The 20,238-nt window shown below is 69.4% G+C and carries 19 protein-coding genes; 13 read left to right on the forward strand and 6 right to left on the reverse strand.

Going from position 1 to position 20,238, the window contains the following annotated elements; all coding sequences use genetic code 11:
• Positions 1–55: 55 nt before the first annotated feature.
• Complete coding sequence (locus ON29_RS11140) at positions 56–655, forward strand: class I SAM-dependent methyltransferase (protein WP_040866135.1); 600 nt, start codon at positions 56–58, stop codon at positions 653–655.
• Positions 656–685: 30 nt separating this feature from the next.
• On the opposite strand, the gene rffA is transcribed toward ON29_RS11140, so the two are convergent.
• Together rffA and ON29_RS11150 are read right to left on the reverse strand one after the other, a co-directional pair.
• A complete protein-coding gene (gene rffA / locus ON29_RS11145) occupies positions 686–1,825 on the reverse strand; it encodes a dTDP-4-amino-4,6-dideoxygalactose transaminase (protein WP_040866136.1) in 1,140 nt (379 codons plus the stop codon).
• Positions 1,815–2,915: a glycosyltransferase gene (locus tag ON29_RS11150; protein WP_083863363.1), complete on the reverse strand. Its 1,101-nt coding sequence runs from the start codon at positions 2,913–2,915 to the stop codon at positions 1,815–1,817. The genes rffA and ON29_RS11150 overlap by 11 nt, the downstream gene beginning before the upstream one ends.
• 269 nt (positions 2,916–3,184) lie before the next feature.
• Here ON29_RS11150 and ON29_RS11155 point away from each other — a divergent pair, with 269 nt between their 5' ends.
• The 6 genes from ON29_RS11155 (at position 3,185) to ON29_RS11180 (ending at position 9,696) form a co-directional block, all read left to right on the forward strand.
• A complete protein-coding gene (locus tag ON29_RS11155; RefSeq protein ID WP_063825294.1) occupies positions 3,185–5,356 on the forward strand; it encodes a hypothetical protein in 2,172 nt (723 codons plus the stop codon).
• 2 nt (positions 5,357–5,358) lie between these two features.
• A complete protein-coding gene (locus ON29_RS11160) occupies positions 5,359–5,844 on the forward strand; it encodes a GtrA family protein (RefSeq protein ID WP_040866137.1) in 486 nt (161 codons plus the stop codon).
• A 71-nt stretch (positions 5,845–5,915) separates the two neighbouring features.
• Positions 5,916–8,168, forward strand: a complete 2,253-nt coding sequence (locus ON29_RS11165; RefSeq protein ID WP_040866138.1) for a membrane protein — start codon at positions 5,916–5,918, stop codon at positions 8,166–8,168.
• Complete coding sequence (locus ON29_RS11170) at positions 8,165–8,746, forward strand: GtrA family protein (RefSeq protein WP_083863364.1); 582 nt, start codon at positions 8,165–8,167, stop codon at positions 8,744–8,746. The genes ON29_RS11165 and ON29_RS11170 overlap by 4 nt, the downstream gene beginning before the upstream one ends.
• Before the next feature lie 9 nt (positions 8,747–8,755).
• A complete protein-coding gene (locus ON29_RS11175; RefSeq protein WP_040866139.1) occupies positions 8,756–8,986 on the forward strand; it encodes a Trm112 family protein in 231 nt (76 codons plus the stop codon).
• A gap of 200 nt (positions 8,987–9,186) precedes the next feature.
• Positions 9,187–9,696, forward strand: coding sequence for a L,D-transpeptidase (locus tag ON29_RS11180; RefSeq protein WP_051175090.1), 510 nt, complete (start codon positions 9,187–9,189; stop codon positions 9,694–9,696).
• Between the two features lie 31 nt (positions 9,697–9,727).
• Here the strand turns inward: ON29_RS11180 and ON29_RS11185 are convergent, their stop codons facing one another.
• The 4 genes from ON29_RS11185 to ON29_RS11200 all read right to left on the reverse strand — a co-directional run bounded on the left by ON29_RS11185 (position 9,728) and on the right by ON29_RS11200 (position 13,494).
• Positions 9,728–10,372, reverse strand: coding sequence for a TetR/AcrR family transcriptional regulator (locus ON29_RS11185; protein WP_040866141.1), 645 nt, complete (start codon positions 10,370–10,372; stop codon positions 9,728–9,730).
• Positions 10,369–11,163, reverse strand: coding sequence for an ABC transporter permease (locus tag ON29_RS11190; protein ID WP_051175091.1), 795 nt, complete (start codon positions 11,161–11,163; stop codon positions 10,369–10,371). The genes ON29_RS11185 and ON29_RS11190 overlap by 4 nt, the downstream gene beginning before the upstream one ends.
• The gene (locus ON29_RS11195) at positions 11,160–11,891 is read right to left on the reverse strand and encodes an ABC transporter ATP-binding protein (RefSeq protein WP_040866142.1); all 732 of its coding nucleotides are present in this window, start codon (positions 11,889–11,891) and stop codon (positions 11,160–11,162) included. Before ON29_RS11195 ends, ON29_RS11190 begins: the two co-directional genes overlap by 4 nt.
• A gap of 88 nt (positions 11,892–11,979) precedes the next feature.
• On the reverse strand, positions 11,980–13,494 hold the full coding sequence (locus ON29_RS11200) for a multicopper oxidase family protein (protein WP_040866143.1): 1,515 nt from the start codon (positions 13,492–13,494) through the stop codon (positions 11,980–11,982).
• 244 nt (positions 13,495–13,738) lie between these two features.
• Between ON29_RS11200 and ON29_RS11205 the strand changes: the two genes are divergently transcribed.
• From ON29_RS11205 to tyrS, 6 genes are all read left to right on the forward strand, one after another.
• Positions 13,739–14,911, forward strand: coding sequence for an NAD(P)/FAD-dependent oxidoreductase (locus ON29_RS11205; RefSeq protein ID WP_040866144.1), 1,173 nt, complete (start codon positions 13,739–13,741; stop codon positions 14,909–14,911).
• A 2-nt stretch (positions 14,912–14,913) separates the two neighbouring features.
• A complete protein-coding gene (locus ON29_RS11210) occupies positions 14,914–15,804 on the forward strand; it encodes an RNA polymerase sigma-70 factor (protein ID WP_040866145.1) in 891 nt (296 codons plus the stop codon).
• A gap of 24 nt (positions 15,805–15,828) precedes the next feature.
• Positions 15,829–16,974 carry a low temperature requirement protein A gene (locus ON29_RS11215; protein WP_040866146.1) on the forward strand — a complete coding sequence of 382 codons (1,146 nt, stop codon included), beginning with the start codon at positions 15,829–15,831 and terminating at the stop codon, positions 16,972–16,974.
• A 350-nt stretch (positions 16,975–17,324) separates the two neighbouring features.
• Positions 17,325–17,966, forward strand: a complete 642-nt coding sequence (locus ON29_RS11220; protein ID WP_040866147.1) for a DNA-3-methyladenine glycosylase — start codon at positions 17,325–17,327, stop codon at positions 17,964–17,966.
• Positions 17,967–18,223: 257 nt separating this feature from the next.
• Positions 18,224–18,502 carry a DoxX family protein gene (locus ON29_RS36980; protein WP_245548906.1) on the forward strand — a complete coding sequence of 93 codons (279 nt, stop codon included), beginning with the start codon at positions 18,224–18,226 and terminating at the stop codon, positions 18,500–18,502.
• A 163-nt stretch (positions 18,503–18,665) separates the two neighbouring features.
• Positions 18,666–19,955, forward strand: a complete 1,290-nt coding sequence (gene tyrS / locus ON29_RS11230; protein WP_040866148.1) for a tyrosine--tRNA ligase — start codon at positions 18,666–18,668, stop codon at positions 19,953–19,955.
• Positions 19,956–20,238 lie beyond the last annotated feature (283 nt).

Here is a 20,238-nt window from a genome sequence, read left to right on the forward strand (position 1 = left end):
GCGATTCCTGTTGCCGAAACACCGGATTCGCCGACCGATGGCATAGTTTGTGCCTGTGAGAACGAGCCTCATCTACCGCAACGGGACCGTCTACGAGGTCCTGATGCGCGGGTTGTACGGCAGGCACTACGCGGCTCGGTATCGCGCTATCGCGGAACTCGTCCCGGAGGGTGCGAGCGTGGTCGATCTGTGCTGCGGACCCGCGACGCTCTACACCCGCTACCTGCGCCACAAGTCGGTCGACTACACCGGCCTCGATCTGAACGAACGCTTCGTCGCACGCGTGAACGAAGCGGGCGGGCGCGGGCGGGTGTGGAACCTGCGTTCCGGTGACGCGCTGCCCGCGGCAGATTATGTCGTCATGCAGGCCAGCCTCTATCACTTCCTGCCCGAGCCGGGCCCCCTGCTCGATCGGATGCTCGCGGCGGCCACCGAGCGGGTGATCGTCGCCGAGCCGGTGCGCAACCTGGCCAGCAGCGCCAATCCGTTCCTCGCCACGATCGGCAAGCGGTTCACCGACGCGGGCGACGGCGAGCAGGCGCATCGCTTCACCGAGCGCACGCTCGACGAGTTCTTCACGCCGTACCGGCCGCGGGTCGCCCGGCAGTCACTGATCGCGGGCGGCAGGGAGAAGCTCTACGTCCTCACCGCGTGAGGCCGGATGTCGCGCGCCGGACCGGCGCGCTCACACGGTGAAGGCGGTAACCGCGTCCACGACGCGGGCTACCTGCGCGTCGGTCAGATCCGGCCACAGCGGCAGGCGCACGACCGTTCCGGAGAACTCGGCGCTGCGCACACACGCCCGCGGCGTGCGGCCGAGCTTGAAGCCGGCCGGGCTGGAGTCGAGCGGGATGTAGTGGAACGGCGCGGAGATGCCGTGTGCGGCGAGATGCGCGATGAGGTCGTCGCGGCGGCGCTCGGTCGGGGTCCGCAAGTAGTACAGGTGGGCGGTGTGCTCGCGATCGGCGGGCACGGACATCAGGCGCACGTCGTTGCGGCGGGCCCAATCCGGCAGGGCGGCGGCGTAGGCGTCCCATACCCGGTGCCGTCCGGCCTGAATGGTGTCGAACTCGTCCAATTGGGCGTCGAGCACGGCCGCGTTCAACTCGCTCGGCAAGTAGCTGGAGCCGATGTCCTGCCAGGAGTACTTGTCCACGGCTCCGCGCAGGAACCTGGCCCGGTCGGTGCCCTTCTCCCGGATGATCTCGGCGCGCGCCATCAGGATCTCGTCGGTGAGCAGCAGCGCGCCGCCCTCGCCGCAGTGCACGTTCTTGGTGTCGTGGAAACTGAGCGTGCCCATCGTGCCGATGGTGCCCAGTTTCCTGCCGCGCCAGCTGCCGCCGAGCCCGTGCGCGTTGTCCTCCACGACGGCGAAGCCGTGCGCGCCGGCCAGGTCGAGCAGGCCGGCCATATCGGCGGCGACGCCCCCGTAGTGGATCACCACCACGGCCTTCGTCCGCTCGGTGATCAGGGCCGCCACCGACTGCGGGTCCAGGTTCCCGGTGGCCGGATCGATGTCGCCGAAAACGCAGGTCGCGCCGCGCAGCGCCATCGAGGTGGCGGTGGAGGTGAACGCGAAGCTGGGCACGATCACTTCGTCGTCGGGGCCCAGCTCCAGCAGCAGGCCCGCCATTTCCAGCGCGGACGTGCAGGAGGTGGTGAGCAGGGCGTGCGGCGCGCCCGTGATCGCCTTCAGCTTCGCGGTGGCCGACGCGGTGAACTGTCCGTCGCCGTGGCTGTGATCGGAGGCGAGCACGGCCTCCAGGTTCGCTAATTCCCGGCGCGCCCGGTACGGGCGGCTGAAGATGACGCGGTCAGTGCTCAACCCGGTCGGTCCCCCTGCTGGCTGCGGTCGCGGTCGGTTCCGAAGTGTCGGCCGGACGCGGTGTCGGCGTCTCGACGGTGAGATAGAGCGGCTTGCCCACCAGGATGTGCAACGCGACGCCCAGGTACTCGGCGATGAGCCCGAGGGAGAACAGCACGGCGCCGGAGCACAGCAGCAGCACCACGATGGTGGACGCCCAGCCCTCGGGCGCCCAGCCGTCGGTGGTCAGCGCTTCGAACACGACGATCGCGGCCATCACGCCACCGGCCAGCGCCAGCGTGACGCCGAGCATGCTGACCAGCCGCAGCCCGCGGGTCCCGCTGCACAGCACCATCTTCCAGAACAAGGAGAACAGGCGGCGGTAGTTGTAGCCGGATTCCTCCCTGCCCTCGGCGCGCAACGTCACCGGTGCCTGCGCGACGGCGCCGACCACCCAGGTCAGCGCGACGTCCAGGTAGACGCCGTTGGAGGCGACCTCGGCCAGCTGCCTGCCGATGTCCCCGCGGATCAGCCGGTAGCTTTCGAACCGGGTGGAATCCGGGAAGGCGAACAGCGTCGCGAGCACCAGCTTGGCTCCGCGCGAGGTCAGATTGCGCAGGAATCCGTGGGGTCTGGTGTTGGTCGGCTTGGAGTAGACCAGATCGGCTCGCTGCGCCAGGGCCGTGTCCAGGAACGTGCTGATGAAGCCGGGATCGTGCTGGCCGTCCTCGTCCATGGTGACGATCCAGTCACCGGCCGCGACGGACATTCCGGCGATCGTCGCGGCGTCCTGACCGAAATTTCGGCTGAGCCAGACGGCGCGCACCGTGGGATAGGTCCGTTGCAGTTCCTGCAGGACCACATCGGAGCGGTCGGGACCGTGGTCGTGCACCAGGATGATCTCGGTGACGGCGAACGTGGTGCCGCCGGGGGTCTCGGCGGGGCGGGTGAGATCGTGCAGCTCGGCGACCAGACCGGCGATCGTGTCCTCGCCCCGATACACCGGCACGACCACCGACACCCGGTGCGGCCGGTCCACGCCGGGCCGTGCCGGGGCGCCGTTCGTCGCGGAGGCGCCGGAACGGAGTGCGCGGGCAGAGGGAATCGGCATCAGCTGGATCGACTTTCGATGACGGTGCGTGCCGGTACTCGTCGCGGAACTGCGGAGCCCGAACCGGTGTGGACTTTAGCACGGTGCGATATCCGGCTACCGGAGCAGCTGATCATGCCCTCATCTTGGTGGCGTCCACGACCCATGCCAAGCGGAGAGCCGCCCTGTAGGGTTTGGAACTCGTGACGGACAGTGCAGTGCCCGGCTCGCGGCCGGATGTCTATTCGCGGCGAGAGGTCTACCGGTGGGGGGTCATCACCGCGCTCGGAGTGGTCGCGGGTTACCTCGCTGTCCTGCTCGCCAACGCCCGCCATTTCTTCACCGACGACACCGAATCCCAGTACACGTCGCTGTGGGTGGGCCTCGGCCGCGCGCTGCGCGCCGGTGAGTTCCCGGTCATGGTTCCCGAGCAGTGGATGTCGGGCAACAACACGATGGACGACGCGGGCCTGTTCAACCCGCCGCAGCTGCTGATCGATCTGATCGCGCCCTCGGTGGACAACGTCGCGCTGTACGCCACCGTCGTGAAGCTGATCTTCTCGATCATCGCCGCACTCGGCGTCTACCGGATCTGCCTGGTCTACGGCGGGCGGCCCGCGTGGTCGGCGGTGGCGGGTATCGCGCTGCCGCTGTCGGGCTTCTTCCTGTTCTTCGACGAAGCCAGCTGGATGACCGCGCTCACCGGCACCGCGTGGATGGTGCACGCCTGGGCGGCCTCGGTGCGGTACACGCGAGGACAGGGCGGCCCCATCCCGGTCTTCGTCTACCTGTATCTGACCATCTCGACGCAGTACATCTTCCCGGCGGTCGAAGCGGTGCTGATGCTGCTGGCGGTGGCCGTGGGTGAACTCGTCTACCAGCGCAAGTGGCAGCCCGTGCTCCGGCTGACCGTCGCGGCGGGCTGCGCCGGGCTCGCCGGCCTGCTGACGTTCCTGCCGAGCATGCTGTCGGCGAAGGTGACTTGGCGCGGCACCGCGCAGATCAACAACGACCAGTTCCTCACGGTGCCGTGGTCGGAGTCGCTGAACGCCAGCCTGCCCAGCTCGCTGCCCGCGTTCAGCTCGTGGTGGGGATACGTGCAGCCGCTGCCGGTCACCTACATCGCCTGGTTCCTGATCCCCGCGCTGGCGTTCGTCGACTGGCGCCGTGCCAGGGAGGCATGGCGGGAACTGAGCGCCGTCGCGATCTTCGCGATCATGATGCTGATGTGGACCGCGGGCCCCGGTTCGATCGGACCGCTGCGCTGGCCGGCGCGCGTACTCCCGATGCTGGCCATCGGCCTGCTCGTGCTGGTGTGCGTGCTGCTCGGCCGCTACGGGACGGTGCGCGATCCGAAGAATCGCGCCGTCGCGGCGGGCGTGCTGATCGGTCTGCTGTGGGTGCGCTCGTTCTCCGCCGACCCGCACGACGCGATCTGGCACGTGATCGCGGCGTTCGCGCTGGCCGCGCTGGTGGCCGGGGCGGTGTGGCTCGGGCGCGCGAAGGGGACCGCGGCGGCGTGCGCGCTGACCATCGTCGCGATGTTCCCGATCGCCTATTTCCAGGTCGAAGCCGCGCAACCCACGCCGATGTCGTGGAACCTGCCCGTGCAGCGCTCGGTGGCGAAAGAGGCGTTCCCGGATTTCGCGGGCAACACCATCCAGCTGGGCGATCGCGGACTGTTGCAGCCGCAGGACAAGAGCATCGAGGGCGCCTACGGGTCGCTCGTCTTCGGCAACTACGCCCGCGGACTCGAACTGGACTACGTCAACGGCTACACCCCCAGCGGCCATTTCTACTTCGGTGAGCTGCTGTGCATGCGCTGGGACGGCAGCGTCTGCCCGGACGCCTACCGGCGGATGTTCGCACCGGAGCCAACCACCGGGCGGCCGCTGGTGGACCTGATGAACCTGGACCGCGTGGTGCTGCAACGAGCGCTGTTCCCGGACGCGCCGAACCAGGCGGCGCCCGAGGGCTGGAAGTGGGCCGACTACCCCGGGCACGAACGTTTCATCGCGGTGCTGGAACGCGTGGGCGGCCCCATCTCGACGACCAACGGCCGCGTGACGGATGCGGCGAAGATGCGTGCGACATCGATCTCCGAGACCGACACCACCAGCCGCGTGCGCGTGTCCTCGGCCGAAGGCGGCCGGATCGTGTTCGCCCGGCTGGGCTGGCCGGGATATCGGGTCACGCTGAACGGGAAGTCGCTGCCGATCACCACGGTCGCCAAATCGTTCATCGCGGTCGACGTTCCCGCGGGCACCCAGGACGCCGAGCTCGTGCTGACCTGGCGCCCGCCCGGGTGGAAGATCGGCATCGCCGCCGCGGTGGCGGGCGTGCTGGGCATCGGCGTCCTGCAATGGTTCCAGGTCCGGTCGCGGCGCCGCGACGAACCGGAGGAGCCCGGCGACGCCGCGGGCGCCGAGCCGGATCGTGAGCTGGCGGACGTCGTTTCGTGAAGATGAACGCGCGGCCGGTCGACGTGGATTCCGACGCGACGGGCGACGGGCCTGCGGCGGGGCTTCTGCTTCGGATGGTCCGGCGCCAGGAGGTCGCGTTCGCCATGGTCGGCGCGTGCAACACCCTGCTCGGCATCGGGCTGACCGTCGCGTGGCTGGCGGTGCTGGGTGACGCGTGGCCGCCCGCCGTCGCGGTGGTGCTGGCCTACGCCGTGGGCATCGTCGTCGCCTTCGTCCTGCACCGGACCCTCGTATTCCGGGTCCGCGGCAGGCTGTTGCGCGACTTCGCGGGCTTCGTCGTGGTGAATTCCGGTGGCTTGCTGATGAATACGGTGCTGCTGTCGCTGGCCGTCTCGGTGCTGCACCTGCCGCGTATCCCGTCGGCGGTCGTGGTGATGGGCTTGGTCGCGGTCGCCAGTTTCTTCGGCCATCGCTACATCTCGTTCCGCCGCGGGCCCGAGGCCGGGTCCGCGAGCGGGGCCGGATAGCGCGGTCGCGGACCGCATCCCGGCACTGGCTTGCCCGACGGGCGGACCGGTGCGGGTAGGGTCTGGGACTCGTGGCCGAACGTAGCACCATTTCTTCGCGAGAAGTCCGCACCTGGGGCGTCATCACGGCGCTCGGGGTGATCGCGGGATACGGTGCGGTTCTAGTGGCCAACGTCCGGCACTTCTATACCGACGACACCGAATCGCAGTACGCGCCGCTGTGGGTGATGCTGGGGCGCTACCTCCGCGAAGGACGGTTCCCGGCACTCGTGCCCGAGCACTGGATGGCGGGAAATTACACCATCGAAGAAGCCGGGCTGCTGAATCCGCCGCAACTGCTGATCGACCTGATCGCGCCCTCGGTGGACAACCTCGCGCTGTACGCCACCGTGGTGAAACTGATCTTCGCGATCATCCTCGCGCTCGGCGTCTACCGCATCTGCCTGGCCTACGGAGCGAAGGCGCCGTGGGCGGCGGTGGCGGGCGCCGCCATACCGTTCAGCGGATGGCTGCTGTTCTTCGACGAGGCCAGCTGGATGACGGCGTTCACCGGGACGGCTTGGATGGCGCACGCGTGGGCCTCCGGGGTGCGCTACGCCCGCGGGCGCAGCGGGCCGATTCCCGCCTTCGTCTTCTTGTATCTGGCCATTTCGGTGCAATACGTCTTCCCCGCGGTGGAGGCCGGTTTGATGGTGGGTGCCGTCGCGATCGGCGAACTCGTCCATCAGAAGGTGTGGCGCCCGTCGCTGCGCCTGCTCACGGTCGCCGCGTGTGCGGCGGTGGCCGGATCGGCGACCTACCTGCCGAGCATGTTGTCGGCGAAGGTGACCTGGCGTGGCACCGCGCAGATCAACAACGACCAGTTCCTCACAGTGCCGTGGTCGGAGTCGCTGAACGCCAGCCTGCCCAGCACGTTGCCCGCGTTCAATTCGTGGTGGGGCTACGTGCAGCCGATGCCGGTGGTCTACATCGCGTGGTTCCTGGTTCCGGCGCTGGCCTTCGTCGATTGGCGCAGGGCGCTCGGCTCGGCGCGCGAATTCGTCGCGCCCGCCCTGTTCGCGGTGATGGCGCTGATGTGGACGGCCGGTCCCGGCGCCATCGGACCGTTGCGCTGGCCCGTCCGTGTGCTGCCGATGGTCGCGCTCGGCCTGCTGGTGCTCGTCTGCGTGCTGCTCGGCCGCTTCGCGACCGTTCAGGACTGGCGGCGGCGCGGCATCGCGGCCGCGGTGCTGATCGGTCTACTGTGGGTGCGCTCCTTCTCGGCCGCACCCCACGAGGTGATCAGGCATGTCATCGCGGCGTTCGGTGTGGCGGCGCTCGGCGCCGTCGCGGTATGGCTCGGTCGCAGCCGTGGCGCGGCCGCCGCGTGCGCGCTGATCGTCGTTTCGGTGTTCCCGATCGCGTATCTGCAGGTGTGGGACGCGCAACCGACTCCGATGGGGTGGAATCTGCCGGAGAAGCGGTCGGAGATGAAGGCCGCCTTCCCGGATTTCCCCGGCACCACGCTGCAACTCGCGGATCGGATGCTCATCCCGCCGCCGGAACGGAACCTTTCCGGGGCGTACGGATCGCTGGTCTTCGGCAACTACGCGAAGGATCTCGAGCTGACCTACGTCAGCGGATACACCCCCAACGGGCACTACTGGTTCGGCGAGACGTTGTGCATGCGCTGGGACACCAGCGTCTGCCCCGATGCCTACCGCCGCGCGTTCGCGACCGAGCCGACCACCGGCCGGACCATCGTCGACCTGATGAAGGTCGACCGGGTGGTGCTGCATCGCGCCTTGTACCCGGACGCACGCGACCAGCCCGCGCCCCCCGGCTGGAAATGGGTCGACTATCCGGGGCACGAGAAGTACATCTCGGTCCTGGAGCGCACCGACGGCCTGATCTCGACCCGTGACGGCCGGGTGGCGGCCACCCAGGGCGTGACGGCCACATCGATCGGCGAATCGGATACGACCAGCCGGGTGCGGGTGAGTTCGCCGGACGGCGGGCGGATCGTGTTCGCCCGGCTCGGGTGGCCCGGTTACCGGGCGACGCTCGACGGCCGGGAGATCCCCACCACGCTGGTAGGGAAAACCTTCGTGGCCGTCGATCTCCCGCCCCGTGCCTCCGGTGAGCTGGAGTTGTCCTGGCAGCCGCCGGGCTGGTGGATCGGCGTCGCCGCGGCACTGCTCGGGCTGCTCGGCCTCGGTCTGCTGGAGTGGGTGTACCTGCGTGGCAGGCGGCGGCTCGACCGGCCGATCAGCGAGAGCGGCGAGCCGTCCGCCTCCGATGCCGCCGTGACACCGGAAACCGACTTGGCCGACGTCGTCCGATGAGCGTGGGCGCGGGGGACGCAGCGGGGGCGGCATCGGAGGTGCGGCCCTGCGATGCCGCGGCCGCGACGAGCACGCCACCGCCCGCCGAGGCGGATGCCCCGCTTCCCCGTGCCGCGGAACTCCCCGCCGACCCCGGCCCGCTGCTGCGCTTGGTGCGTCGTCAGGAGATCGCCTTCGCCGTCGTCGGCGTGGTGAACACGGGTCTGGGCATGGCGCTGACGGTGATGTGGCTGGCGGTGCTCGGCAACCGGGCGCCCGCCGCGCTCGCGCCCGCCCTGGCCTACAGCATCAGCGTGGTCGTCGCGTTCGTCCTGCACCGCACCCTGGTGTTCCGCGTGCGTGGGCGGCTGATGCGGGATTTCGCCGCGTTCGTCGCGGTGAACTCCGGCGGGCTGGTGCTGAACATGGTGCTGCTCCAGCTGGGGGTGTCGCTGCTGCACCTGCCGAGCATCCCGTCGGCGGTCGCGGTGATGGCGCTGGTGGCGGGCGCCAGCTTCTTCGGGCATCGCCACATCTCGTTTCGCCGCGCGCCCGCACTCGACGCGGACGGTTCCCGGTCCGGAACGCCAGGCAGGTAGGTTCCTCGTATGCCTGAGCACACCACTTTGGACGCCACACTGCTGAGCCTGCTGGCCTGCCCGCAGGACAAGGGCCCGCTGCGGCTGGTCCGCGCCGCCGACGGCAGCGCGCTGCTCTACAACCCGCGCCTGCGCCGGGCATACCCGATCGAGAACGGCATCCCGGTCCTGCTCGTCGACGAGGCGAGGGACGTCACCGACGCCGAGCACGACGCGTTCACCGCCCAGCCCGACGCCTGACCCGCCGACCTCTCTTCTCACGACTCGCCCGCCGCCGGGCAACGGATGCGTCACGGTCGTTTTGCGGCCATTGACCGTTTGGAGCCGGGTCCGCCATGATCATTTGCACTTCGCGACGGTCCACGCGCTCCAGCGAAGGGGCGCTGCGGCCGACCTGATGAGCGGCACAGGTGGCGTATGGGAGAGAGGTCGGGAACGTAATGAGCGCTTCGCGTTTACGTAACTGGACGGCTCGATGTGCGATCGCCTGCGGAGTCGCGGCGGCGGCATTCGCCATGGCGGTGCCGGCCCAGGCCGAACCGCTCTGGCCGGGCGGCCCGGACATCCCCGGTATGCCCGCGCTGATTCCGCCCCCGCCGCCCGTAGCGCCGTGCTCCACGGCGGCCCGCGCGTGCATGCGGCTGTCCACCGACGAAGCCTGGCTGATGGACGAGGGCAAGGTGGTCTACGGCCCCACGCCGATCTCGCACGGGATGCCGGGGTACGAGACACCGCCCGGAGTCTTCCACGTGTCGTTCAAGAAGGAATTCCACTGGAGCACCATGCACAACGCTCCGATGCCGTACGCGACCTTCTTCAACGGCGACATCGCCTTCCACGTCGGCCCGATCGAGAAGAAATCGCACGGCTGCGTCCGGATGACCCACGAGGGAGCCAAGGCGTTCTACGAATACCTCTGGCCCGGTGACGTCGTCGAAGTCGTGGAGTGACGGCTCCGGTGTGCCCCGGTGATCGCCGCGGTCATGGGGACGCCGGTCCCCGGCCGATGTCTCCGGTGAGATAGCGCTGCAGCGTCGGGCCCACCGCGGTGACCAGGTCGGCCACGGGCATCGAGGCCAGCGGTTCGACCCCGACGATCTTGCGGCCCACCAGCACACCGAGCATCTGCGAGGCGACCAGGCCGATCCGGACCCGGCCGTCGTCCTCCGGGGTGGCGATGCGCAGGCGGACGCGCTCCAGCACCACCTCCAACAGGAATCTCCTGGCCAGGGACGGGTCGTCGTTGCCGGCCAGGATGCTGCGCACCACGGCGACGACGCCGGGCCCCGCGGGGGAGTCCCACACCCCGACCACCGCGCGAATGATGGTCTCGCCCAAGCGATCCAGCGGCGCGGCGTCGACGATGCGCAGTGTCGTCTCGGGATTCACCGGGAATTCCACCACCGCGGCGAAAAGTTGCTGCTTGGTGCCGAAGTAGTGATGCACGAGGGCCGGATCCACCCCCGCGTCGGTGGCGACCGCGCGCACCGAGGTCTTGTCGAAGCCCGCGTCGGCGAAACGCGCGCGGGCGGCCGCGAGGATGGCCTCGCGGGCGCCCGATTGCCCCGGTCGGCGGCCCGTGCGGGTAGGCCGCTCGGCGCCGCCGGAGCCGTTGCCTGCCGTCACGTGGTCCGCCGTCGTAGCGTGGCAGCGCCCAGGCACAGGGCGACGATCGCGAACCCGGCGACAACGGCAAGATCACGCCACATCTGGCCGGTGACCTCCGGATGCGTCGAAACCTGCTGCAGCGCGTCGACCGCGTAGCTCAACGGCATCACGTTGCTGATCACCTCCAGCCAATCGGGCAGCTGGCCGCGGGGAACGAGCAGGCCGCACAGGAAGATCTGCGGCGCGACAACGACCGGCATGAACTGTACGGCCTGGAATTCGGTGCGCGCGAACGCGCTTGCCAGCAGACCCAGCGCCACCCCGCACACCGCGTCGACCACCGCGATCAGCACCACCCAGCTCGGACTGCCCGCCGCGTCGAGCCCGAGCAGCCCGAAGGAGACCAGGCAGGCGACGACGGCCTGCGCGGCCGCGGCCAGCGAGAACGCGGTGCCGTAGCCGGCGAGCAGGTCGAGTTTCGACAGCGGCGTCGACAGCAGCCGCTCCAGCGTGCCCGAGGTGCGTTCGCGCTGCATGGCGATCGCGGTGATCAGGAACATCACGATGAACGGCAGGATGCCGAGCATGCTGATGCCGACCCGGTCGAACAGCGAGACGGGGTTCAGCGGGTTGGTCGGGGTGTCCCTGTAGATGAAATACAGCAGCGCCATCAGCAGCGCGGGGACCACCAGGATCATGGCGACGGTGCGGTGGTCGTTGCGCAGCTGGCGCAGGATGCGGCCGGTGGTAGCGGCGTAGGGGCGCAGTGTCGGCGTCCGCCGGGGCGCGGCCTCCATGGTGGCGGTCATGCGTTCTGTCCCATCGTGATCAGGGTGAGGAAGGCGGTCTCCAGGTTCTGCTCGCCGGTCTGCGCGCGCAGTTCGTCGGGGCTGAGCTGGGCGAGCAACTGCCCCTCGCGCATCAGCAACAGCCGGTCGCAGTGCTCGGCCTCGTCCATGACGTGGCTGGACACCAGCAGCGTCGTCCCGTTCGAGGCCAGTTCGTGGAACTGCTTCCACAGCTCGACGCGCAGCACGGGATCGAGGCCGACGGTCGGTTCGTCCAGAACCAGCAGATCGGGCTGGGCGACGAGCGCGCACGCCAGGGACGCGCGCGTCTTCTGCCCGCCGGAGAGCTCGTCGCCGCGCTGGTGGGCGTGATCGGTCAGACCGACCGCCGTGATCGCGTCGTCGACGTCGGCGCGGTCGCGGCCGTAGAGCGCGGCGAAGTACGCGACGTTCTCACGGACGCTGATGTCGTTGTAGATGCTCGGCGCCTGGGTGACGTAGCCGATCAGGTGGCGCAGCGCCGCGGAGCCCGCCGGGCGTCCGAGCGCGCTGACGTCGCCCGATTCGATGATCTGCGTGCCGACGATGCTGCGCATCAGCGTGGTCTTGCCGCAGCCCGACGGGCCCAGCAGCCCGGTGATCGAGCCGCGCGGGATGGTCAGCGAGACGTCGCGCAGTACTTCGCGGCCGCCGCGACGGACCCGCAGGTTCCGCACCTCGACGGCGGGGGATGGGATGGCTTGCGACACGGTCGCCTCAATTCATCGAGTGTTGAATTCACTATGTGATGAATTTAGCGCGCCCGCGCTGAACAGGCAAGAGTGTCGGTCGGGAGAGTCAGTGGCCGTGGTGCGCCGGCGGGGTTCCCGGTGCCTGGCCCGGGTTCACGACGACGAACTGGCCCATCATTCCGAGGTCCTCGTGCCAGAGCAGGTGGCAGTGGTACATGTAGGGCGCGTCCGGATCGGCCGGGCCGTCGAAGCGCATGGCCAATCGCACCGTGCTGCCCGGCGGCAGGAAGACGGTGTCCTTCGGGCCGGTCAGCGCCGCCGGTGGCGGGCCGTCGTCCACCGCGAGTACGCGGAATCGCACGTCGTGGATGTGGAAGTTGTGCGGCATGCCGTCGCCGTTGCGCACCACCCACGTCTCCGTGGTGCCGCGCGTCACCGCGAAATCGATCCGGTCCATGACCATCGGGGTGCCGTTGATCCCGGCGAGGTTCAGGTCGAAATTCCGTTCCCGGACCGAATCGCCGCCGTCCGGGGTGCTGGGAGGAGCCAGGGCCGCGGGCAGCTCCGGTGACGGCCGCAGCGTCTCGGCCGCGCGCAGTTCCAGGACGTCGAAGGTGTCGTCACCCCCGGCGAAACGCTGTGTCCAGAAGTCGAGTCCGGCGTCGAGTTCGCCGGAGCGCAGTACGGTGCGCTCGCCCGGTCGCATCCGCACCACGATCTCGGCGCGCTCACCCGGCGACAGCCGCAGCCGATCCTGGGTGCTCGGCCGTTCGGTGAAGCCGCCGTCGGTGGCGACGAGCGCGAACGGTCGCCCGCCGGAGAATTCGAAGGTGTAGATCCGCGCGGTGGAGGCGTTGAGCAGGCGCAGCCGGACCAGTTCGTCGCCGACGTTCCGGTACGGCGCGAGCGTGCCGTTGACCATCGTCCGGTCGCCGAGGAAACCGACATCGCGGAACATTCCGTGCGAGGAGTCCAGCGTCGCGCCGTTGAACTTCACGTCCTGCACGATCACCGGCAGATCGTCCACGCCGTAGGTGGACGGGAGCGCCAGGGAGGTGGACACGTCGTCGTCGAGCAGGAACATGCCCGCCAACCCGCGGCGCACGTGGGTTTCGGTCGCGCCGTGCGGATGCGGGTGGTACCACAGCGTCGCGGCGGGTTGATCGACGGTCCACTGCGGCGTCCACGCGGCGCCGGGCGCCACCGTCTGGTGCGGGCCGCCATCCATCGCGGCGGGCAGGTGCATGCCGTGCCAGTGCACGGTGGAGGCCTCCGGCAGGGTGTTGCGCACGGTCACCGCCACCTTCTCCCCGCGCCGCGCCCGCAGTGTCGGACCGAGATAGTCGCCGTTGAACCCCCAGGTCGGCGTGGCCCGGCCGGGAAGGAACTCGTGTTGTCCGGCGCGCATGTCGAGTTCGAACGTGCGCGTGCCGTCGGCGCCGACCCGCGACGGAGCCAGCGCGGGTACGGCCAGTTCGTTGCGGAATTCCGTCTTGCCCACGGTGGATACGGCCGCCCCGGCGTACACCCAGGCGACACCACCGAGGATCAGGACCGGCAGTGCCGCGAGGCAGCCGAGAACGAGGAACAACCGCCTGCGCGGCCGGGAATCCGAAGACATGGACCGACGGTAGAAATCCGCGGTGCCACAACACATCCGGAAGCGTCCCGATTTCCTCCCCGATCCCGCCCCTGATACCCGTGCCGCGGCCTCAGGGTGCGCGCGGGATTCGCTCGTCCGGCCGCGCCCGTCGAATGTGACCCGGAACACACAGTGGGGTGTCACGTTCCGGACCGCTCAGCTGTCCCATGGTCGTCACCATCCGCCAACCCTGCCTCGGTGACCCGACCATTGGAGCACTGTCATGAACACCGCACATCGGATCGTCATCCTCGGCGGCGGCTACACCGGCATGCTGGCCGCCGTGCGGCTGGCCCGGCGCACCCGTGCGCTGGACGTCCGGATCACGCTGGTCAACCCCTCCGCGCGCTTCACCGAGCGCCTGCGCATGCACCAGGTGGCCGCGGGCCAAGAGCTGGCGGACCACCGGATCCCCGCGCTGCTGGAAGGCACCGGCGTCGCCTTCGTCCAGGGCTGGGCCACGGCCATCGACCCGATGGCTCGAGAGGTCACCGTCGACGGCACCACTCGCCTTCCCTATGACGAGTTGATCTACGCGCTGGGCAGCACCGCCGACACGAGCATCGTGCCCGGCGCCGCCGACCACGCGTGGACCCTGGACAACCCCGCTACCGCACACCGATTCGGCCGCCGCCTCGCCGAGGTGGCGGCGCGCGGCGGCACGGTCGCGGTCTGCGGCGGCGGCTTGACCGGCATCGAGGCGGCGGCCGAGATCGCCGAGAGCCATCCCGGCGCGCGCGTCACCCTGATCAGCAGCGGTGAGCCCGGCGCCATGATGGGCACGAAGGCCCGCGCCTACCTGCATCGGGCACTCGATCGGCTCGGTGTCACCCGGCAGACCGGCCGGACCGTGGTGAAGGTGCTGCCCGACGCGGTCGAACTGGCCGGCGGCGAACTCGTGCACACCGATCTGACGCTGTGGACAGCCGGTGTCCGCGTCTCCCCACTGGCCGCGCAGGCTGGGATCGAGACCGACCCGCACGGGTTGATCGTAGTCGACCCGACCCTGAAGTCGGTGTCGCACCCTACGATTCACGCCATCGGCGACGCCGCCGCGGTCCGCCAGGCGTGGGGGCGGATCCACGGCACCTGCCAGAGCGGGATGCCGACCGCCGCCTACACCGCGGACGTCATCGCGCGGCAGCTGCGCGGTAAGCGGGTGCGGCCGTTCCGCTTCGGATATTTCCACCAGCCGGTCAGCATCGGGCGCAAGGACGCGGTCATCCAGTTCACCAAGGCCGACGACCGTCCGCGCCGCGGCTACCTGGCCGGACGCGCCGCCGTGCGCTACAAGGAGGCCGTCAGCGGCAGCCCGGTGCCGGTCTTCACGCTGAGCAAGCGGATGACGGTGTCGGTGACCCTGTCCAAAGGTGGCCGGGCAACCAGGAGAATCTAGCCATGACCGACCCGACATCCGAGCAGGACCCTTTTCTCGAGCACCGGCGGCTGTTGTTCGCCACCGCGTACCGGATGCTGGGCACCGTCACCGACGCGGAGGACGTCCTCCAAGACGCCTGGCTGAAGTGGAACGAGACCGACCACTCCACGGTGCGTCAGCCCAAGTCCTACCTGGTGCGGGCGGTCACCAACCTGTCGCTCAACCGGCTCACCTCGACCAGGGCCACTCGCGAGAGCTATGTCGGGCCCTGGCTTCCCGAGCCGTTGCTCACCTCACCGAACGTCGCCGAGGAGACCGAATTGGCCGACACCGTCTCCACGGCGATGCTGGTGGTCCTGGAAACACTCGGTCCCGTCGAACGCGCGGTCTTCCTGCTGCGCGAGGTCTTCGGCTACACGCACGCCGAGATCGCCGAGACCCTGGACCGGCCGGAGCCCGCGATCCGGCAGATCGCGCACCGCGCCAAGCGGCACGTGCAATCCCGCCGACCGCGTTTCGACACCGACAAGGCGGAGCGCGACCATGTCACCGCCCGGTTCATGGCCGCCTGTTCCGGCGGCGACCTCAACGCGCTGATGGACCTGCTCGCCCCGGATGTCACCTCGTGGTCGGACGGCGGCGGCGTGGTCACCGCGGCGCGCAGGCCGTTGTACGGACCCGATCACGTGGCGCGCTGGATACTCGGCGTGCTGGCCAAGCCGATCGTCGCCGGGTTCGTGCTCGAACCCGCGCACATCAACGGTGAACTCGGCGCGCTGGCGCTCATCGATGGGAATCCGGTGGCCGTGTTCACCTACGACATCGCCGACGGACGGATCCAGAACCTCCGGTTCCAGGTCAACCCGTACAAGCTGAAGGGCCTCTCCATGGGCACCGACACGCTGGGGTGACGGCGGTCGTTCTAGGCTCCAGCCGTGACCAACCAGAGCGCCCTGTCCGCCGACGGCGGGCAGCTGCGGGCCTCGACGCTCGAACTGTTCTTCGATCTCGTCTTCGTCCTCACCATCACCCAGCTCTCGCACGTCTACACGCATCATCCGGGCTTCCCGGCGCTCGTCCAGGTCGCGCTGCTGTTCGGACTGGTCTGGTGGATGTACTCCGGCTACGTCTGGCTCACCAACGAGGTCGCCCCGAACAGTTCCAGCAGGCGGACCTGGCTGCTGGTGGGCATGTTCGCGTTCTTCGTCCTCGCCTTGGCGATCCCGGATGCGTTCCACGGCACCGGCATCGCGTTCGGCTTCGGATACGTCCTGGTCATCGCCGTGCACACCGCGCTGTTCGCCTCGGCGGGCGGAGCATCGGCGGCGATCGCGATCCGGCGGTACGGCCCGCTCAACGTCCTGGCCGCGGCGTTCGTACTGGCAGGCGGATTCGTGCACGGCTGGATGCAGTATGCCTGCTGGGCCGTGGCATTCGCGGTGCAGATCCTCAGCCCGTATCTGGTCGACACGAGCGACTTCGTGATCCGAGCCGGCCACTTCTGCGAGCGGCACGGGCTGGTCGTGATCGTCGCGATCGGCGAATCCATCGTCGCCGTCGGCGCCGGGCTGGCCGGCGAGAAGATCACACCGCAGTTGATCGCTACCGTGGGCCTGGGTCTCGGCTTGGCCTACGTCCTATGGTGGGCGTACTTCGGCGTCGACGACGAGCGTGGCGAGCACGCGCTGGCCGCGGTACCGGACCGGGAACGCTCCCGGCCTGCCGTGCTGGCCTACGGCTACTCGCTGTACCCGCTGCTCATCGGCGTCATCGTGGCCGCGGCGGGCATTCAGATGAGCGTCGCCCACGGCGACGAAGCGACCTCGGTCGCCGTGGCCGCCGCGCTCTCCGGCGGCGTCGCGCTGTACTTCCTCGGCCAGTTCTTCTTCCGCCTGACCCTGCGGCTGCCGCGCCCATGGGCTCGCTTGCTCGCGGCGCTCGCGGTGGCGGCGACAACGCCGATCGGCATTTTCTGGGTGTCGTGGGCCCAATTGGTCGCGATCGTCGGCGTGGGCTACGCCGCGGTCATCGCCGACGACCTGCTCACATTGCGGTCCGGTGAGCACAGCGCGTACTTCTGAGTGCCGTGGTCGCCGTCCGTCCGGCTTCTTCGGGCGGACTTGCGTTTTCGGCTCGTAACCGGGTGTCCCGGCCTGCGCGCGAACGCGTGCGCGCACTCGGCGTCGCTTCTACCCGCACCGGGTGTCCTGGCCTGCGCGCGCGAACGCGTGCGCGCACTCGGCGTTGCTTCTGCCCGCGCGATCGCCCGCGCCGAGGGCGGTACGGTCGCCGAGCGGCTGTGGATCGCGCTCGTCGGGGCCGGCGCCGGACTACCCGGTGCGCCTGCGGCCGCCGGGCCGCAGCCTGCGCTGAGGCGAGGAACGGCCCTGACCGACAGCCTTGCCACTCGCCCGTGCCGCGGTCGAGGACAATGGCGGCTGTGTGTGCCCAGCCTGTCGAGGAACTCGCGGTCGAACCACCCGCTGCCGCCCGGCGTCTGCTCGGGGCGACCTTGTGGTCAGGCCCGGTCGGTGTCCGAATAGTCGAAGTCGAGGCCTACGGGGGAGACCCGGCCGGGCCATGGCCGGACCCTGCATCGCATTCCGGGCGGGGCCGGACCAAGCGCAACGACGTGATGTTCGGTCCCGCCGGCGTGCTTTACGTCTACCTCAGCTACGGCATGCACACCTGCATCAACGTGACGAGCGGCCCGGATGGGGTCGCCAGCGCCGCGCTGATCCGCTCCGGCGAGGTTGTCGAGGGGCTGGAGACGGTGCGCGAACGGCGCCCTGGAGCTCGAAGCGACCTCGACTCGGCCCGCGGCCCGGGCAACCTCGGCAGTGCGCTGGGAATCACGTTGAGCGACTACGGAACCCCGCTGTTCGATCCGGCGTCACCGATTCGGCTCGAGTTGCACGATCCGATCGCGGACGCCGAGATCGCCAGTGGTCCCCGGGTCGGGGTCAGCAGCGCGGCGGACCTGCCATGGCGTTTCTGGCTTCCGAGTTCGCGCGCGGTGTCGGTCTACCGGCGCAGTCCGCGTGCTCCACTGCCCACCGAGAAGTCGGCCTGAGCACTCTGCGGAGGTTTCGCCGCGGCGATGAATTCTCGCGAAGCTCCTCGTCCTGTCAGGTGCACGCGCCTCTGACCCCGGCGCGACCGAGCTGAAGGACAGAAACATGACCGCCGTCGCCCCCACCAGCACCGCCCCCGTCGCCGCCCGGCCGGGCAAGGTTCTCGATCGCACCCTGTGGACGATGCAGATCCTGCTCGGCCTGTTCCTGGTCATCGCCTCGGGGCCTGCCGAAACTGGCCGGTCAGTCCGACGCCGTGCGCATCTTCCACGAGATCGGCTTCGGCGACTGGTTCCGCTACCTCACCGGCCTGGTCGAGGTCGCAGGCGGCGCCGGTCTGCTGGTGCCGCGGCTGAGCGGCCCGGCCGCGTCCGGACTGTCGATCACCATGGTGCTGGCCGCCGCCACCCAGGCCTTCCTCCTGGGCGCCCCGGCTTTGGCGCCGTTCCCGCTGGTACTGGCCGCGGTGTTCGCCTGGATCGCCTACCAGCGGCGCGACAGCATCGGCGCGGTGCGGGAAGCCCTGTCGCGGTGAGCGCTCGCGCCCCGTGCACGGCCGGTGGACTTCGGTCCGCCGACCGTCGTGCCCCCCGGCAGGGTCGTCGGTGCACAGCAGATTCGTTCGACTCACGCCGCGCCGCGCCGCGACACCGAGGTGCGCACGAAGCCCCGGATCCGGTGCGGAAAGATAGGACAGCGTGAGCGGCGACATCATCGACGAACTGACCTGGCGGGGACTGATCGCGCAGTCCACCGATCTGGATGCCCTGCGCGCGGCGGCGGCCGCCGGGCCGCTGACCCTGTATGCGGGCTTCGATCCCACCGCAGCCAGCTTGCACGCGGGACACCTGGTGCCGTTGCTCGCCCTGAAGCGTTTCCAGCGCGCCGGACATCGCCCCGTCGTGCTGGCCGGTGGCGCCACGGGTCTGATCGGTGACCCGCGCGACGTCGGCGAGCGGACCATGAATTCCACCGACACCGTCGCGGGCTGGGCCGACCGGATCCGCTCTCAGCTGGAGCGCTTCGTCGACCTGGACGACTCGCCGACCGGAGCGGTGGTCGTCGACAATATGGACTGGACCGGGCGGCTGTCCGCGGTCGACTTCCTGCGCGATATCGGCAAGCACTTCTCGGTGAACGTCATGCTGGCGCGCGACACCATCAAGCGGCGGCTGGACGGCGAGGGCATCTCCTACACCGAGTTCAGCTACATGCTCCTGCAGGCCAACGACTACTTGCAGTTACGCCGCGACTACGGCTGCACGCTCCAGGTAGGCGGCTCCGACCAGTGGGGCAACATCATCGCGGGCGTCGAACTCAACCGCCGGGTGGACGGCGCGTCCGTGCACGCACTGACCGTTCCGCTGGTGACCTCCGCGGACGGCAAGAAGTTCGGCAAGTCCACCGGCGGCGGCAGCCTGTGGCTCGATCCCGAGATGACCAGCCCCTACGCCTGGTACCAGTACTTCGTGAACACGGCCGACGCCGACGTGGTGCGGTACCTGCGCTGGTTCACCTTCCTGTCCCGCGAGGAACTCGACGAACTCGAGCGGGCGACCGCGGAGCGCCCGCATGCCAGGGAAGCGCAGCGCAGGCTCGCCGCCGAGATGACGACCCTGGTACACGGGGAGGCCCATACCCGCGCGGTGCAGCTGGCCAGCCAGGCGTTGTTCGGTCGCGGTGAACTCCGCGAACTCGACGAGGCGACGCTCGGCGCGGCCCTGCGCGAAGCGGCGGTCGACGGTGAGGTCGCGCAGATCAAAGCCGGCGAGCCGAGCACCATCGTGGATCTGCTCGTCGCCACGGGCCTGTCCGAAAGCCGCGGCGCCGCGCGGCGTGCGGTGAACGAAGGCGGCGCCTCGGTGAACAACGTGAAGATCTCCGATATCGAGTGGACCCCGGCGGACGCCGACTACCTGCACGGACGCTGGCTCGTCCTGCGGCGCGGGAAGAAGAACCTCGCGGGGGTTCTGCGGGCAGGTGCATGAAGATCGCGGTGGCTTGAATCACATCCGTGTGATTCAAGCCGGCCATCACCGCGATCCCATGCTCCTGACCTGCGGAAGCGCCAGCTTGTCCAGGCGATTTGACGTAGCGTTTTCCGCCGCGTAACTTTATCCAAGTCAGAGCGACACGGACACCAACCCGGAGCCGAAGCGAGGCGGAGACGCCGAGCGGGACCGGGAAACGAGGTAGTACGAGGAGCGCCTGGTAGCTCAGTGCAATGTGGATCATCCGAGAGTCTTGACTTCGGTGGGCTGCTTGCTTAGA

It is taken from the genome of Nocardia exalbida NBRC 100660, from assembly GCF_000308575.1.
Taxonomy (GTDB): domain Bacteria; phylum Actinomycetota; class Actinomycetes; order Mycobacteriales; family Mycobacteriaceae; genus Nocardia; species Nocardia exalbida.

Excerpts from the sequence above, each read along its gene's own strand:
- ON29_RS11150 (WP_083863363.1), bottom strand. The coding sequence starts at position 2,915 with ATGCCGATTCCCTCTGCCCGCGCACTCCGTTCCGGCGCCTCCGCGACG.
- ON29_RS11160 (WP_040866137.1), top strand. The coding sequence starts at position 5,359 with ATGAACGCGCGGCCGGTCGACGTGGATTCCGACGCGACGGGCGACGGG.
- ON29_RS11170 (WP_083863364.1), top strand. The coding sequence starts at position 8,165 with ATGAGCGTGGGCGCGGGGGACGCAGCGGGGGCGGCATCGGAGGTGCGG.
- ON29_RS11175 (WP_040866139.1), top strand. The coding sequence starts at position 8,756 with ATGCCTGAGCACACCACTTTGGACGCCACACTGCTGAGCCTGCTGGCC.
- ON29_RS11180 (WP_051175090.1), top strand. The coding sequence starts at position 9,187 with ATGAGCGCTTCGCGTTTACGTAACTGGACGGCTCGATGTGCGATCGCC.
- ON29_RS11190 (WP_051175091.1), bottom strand. The coding sequence starts at position 11,163 with ATGACCGCCACCATGGAGGCCGCGCCCCGGCGGACGCCGACACTGCGC.
- ON29_RS11200 (WP_040866143.1), bottom strand. The coding sequence starts at position 13,494 with ATGTCTTCGGATTCCCGGCCGCGCAGGCGGTTGTTCCTCGTTCTCGGC.
- ON29_RS11205 (WP_040866144.1), top strand. The coding sequence starts at position 13,739 with ATGAACACCGCACATCGGATCGTCATCCTCGGCGGCGGCTACACCGGC.
- ON29_RS11210 (WP_040866145.1), top strand. The coding sequence starts at position 14,914 with ATGACCGACCCGACATCCGAGCAGGACCCTTTTCTCGAGCACCGGCGG.
- ON29_RS11220 (WP_040866147.1), top strand. The coding sequence starts at position 17,325 with ATGGCGGCTGTGTGTGCCCAGCCTGTCGAGGAACTCGCGGTCGAACCA.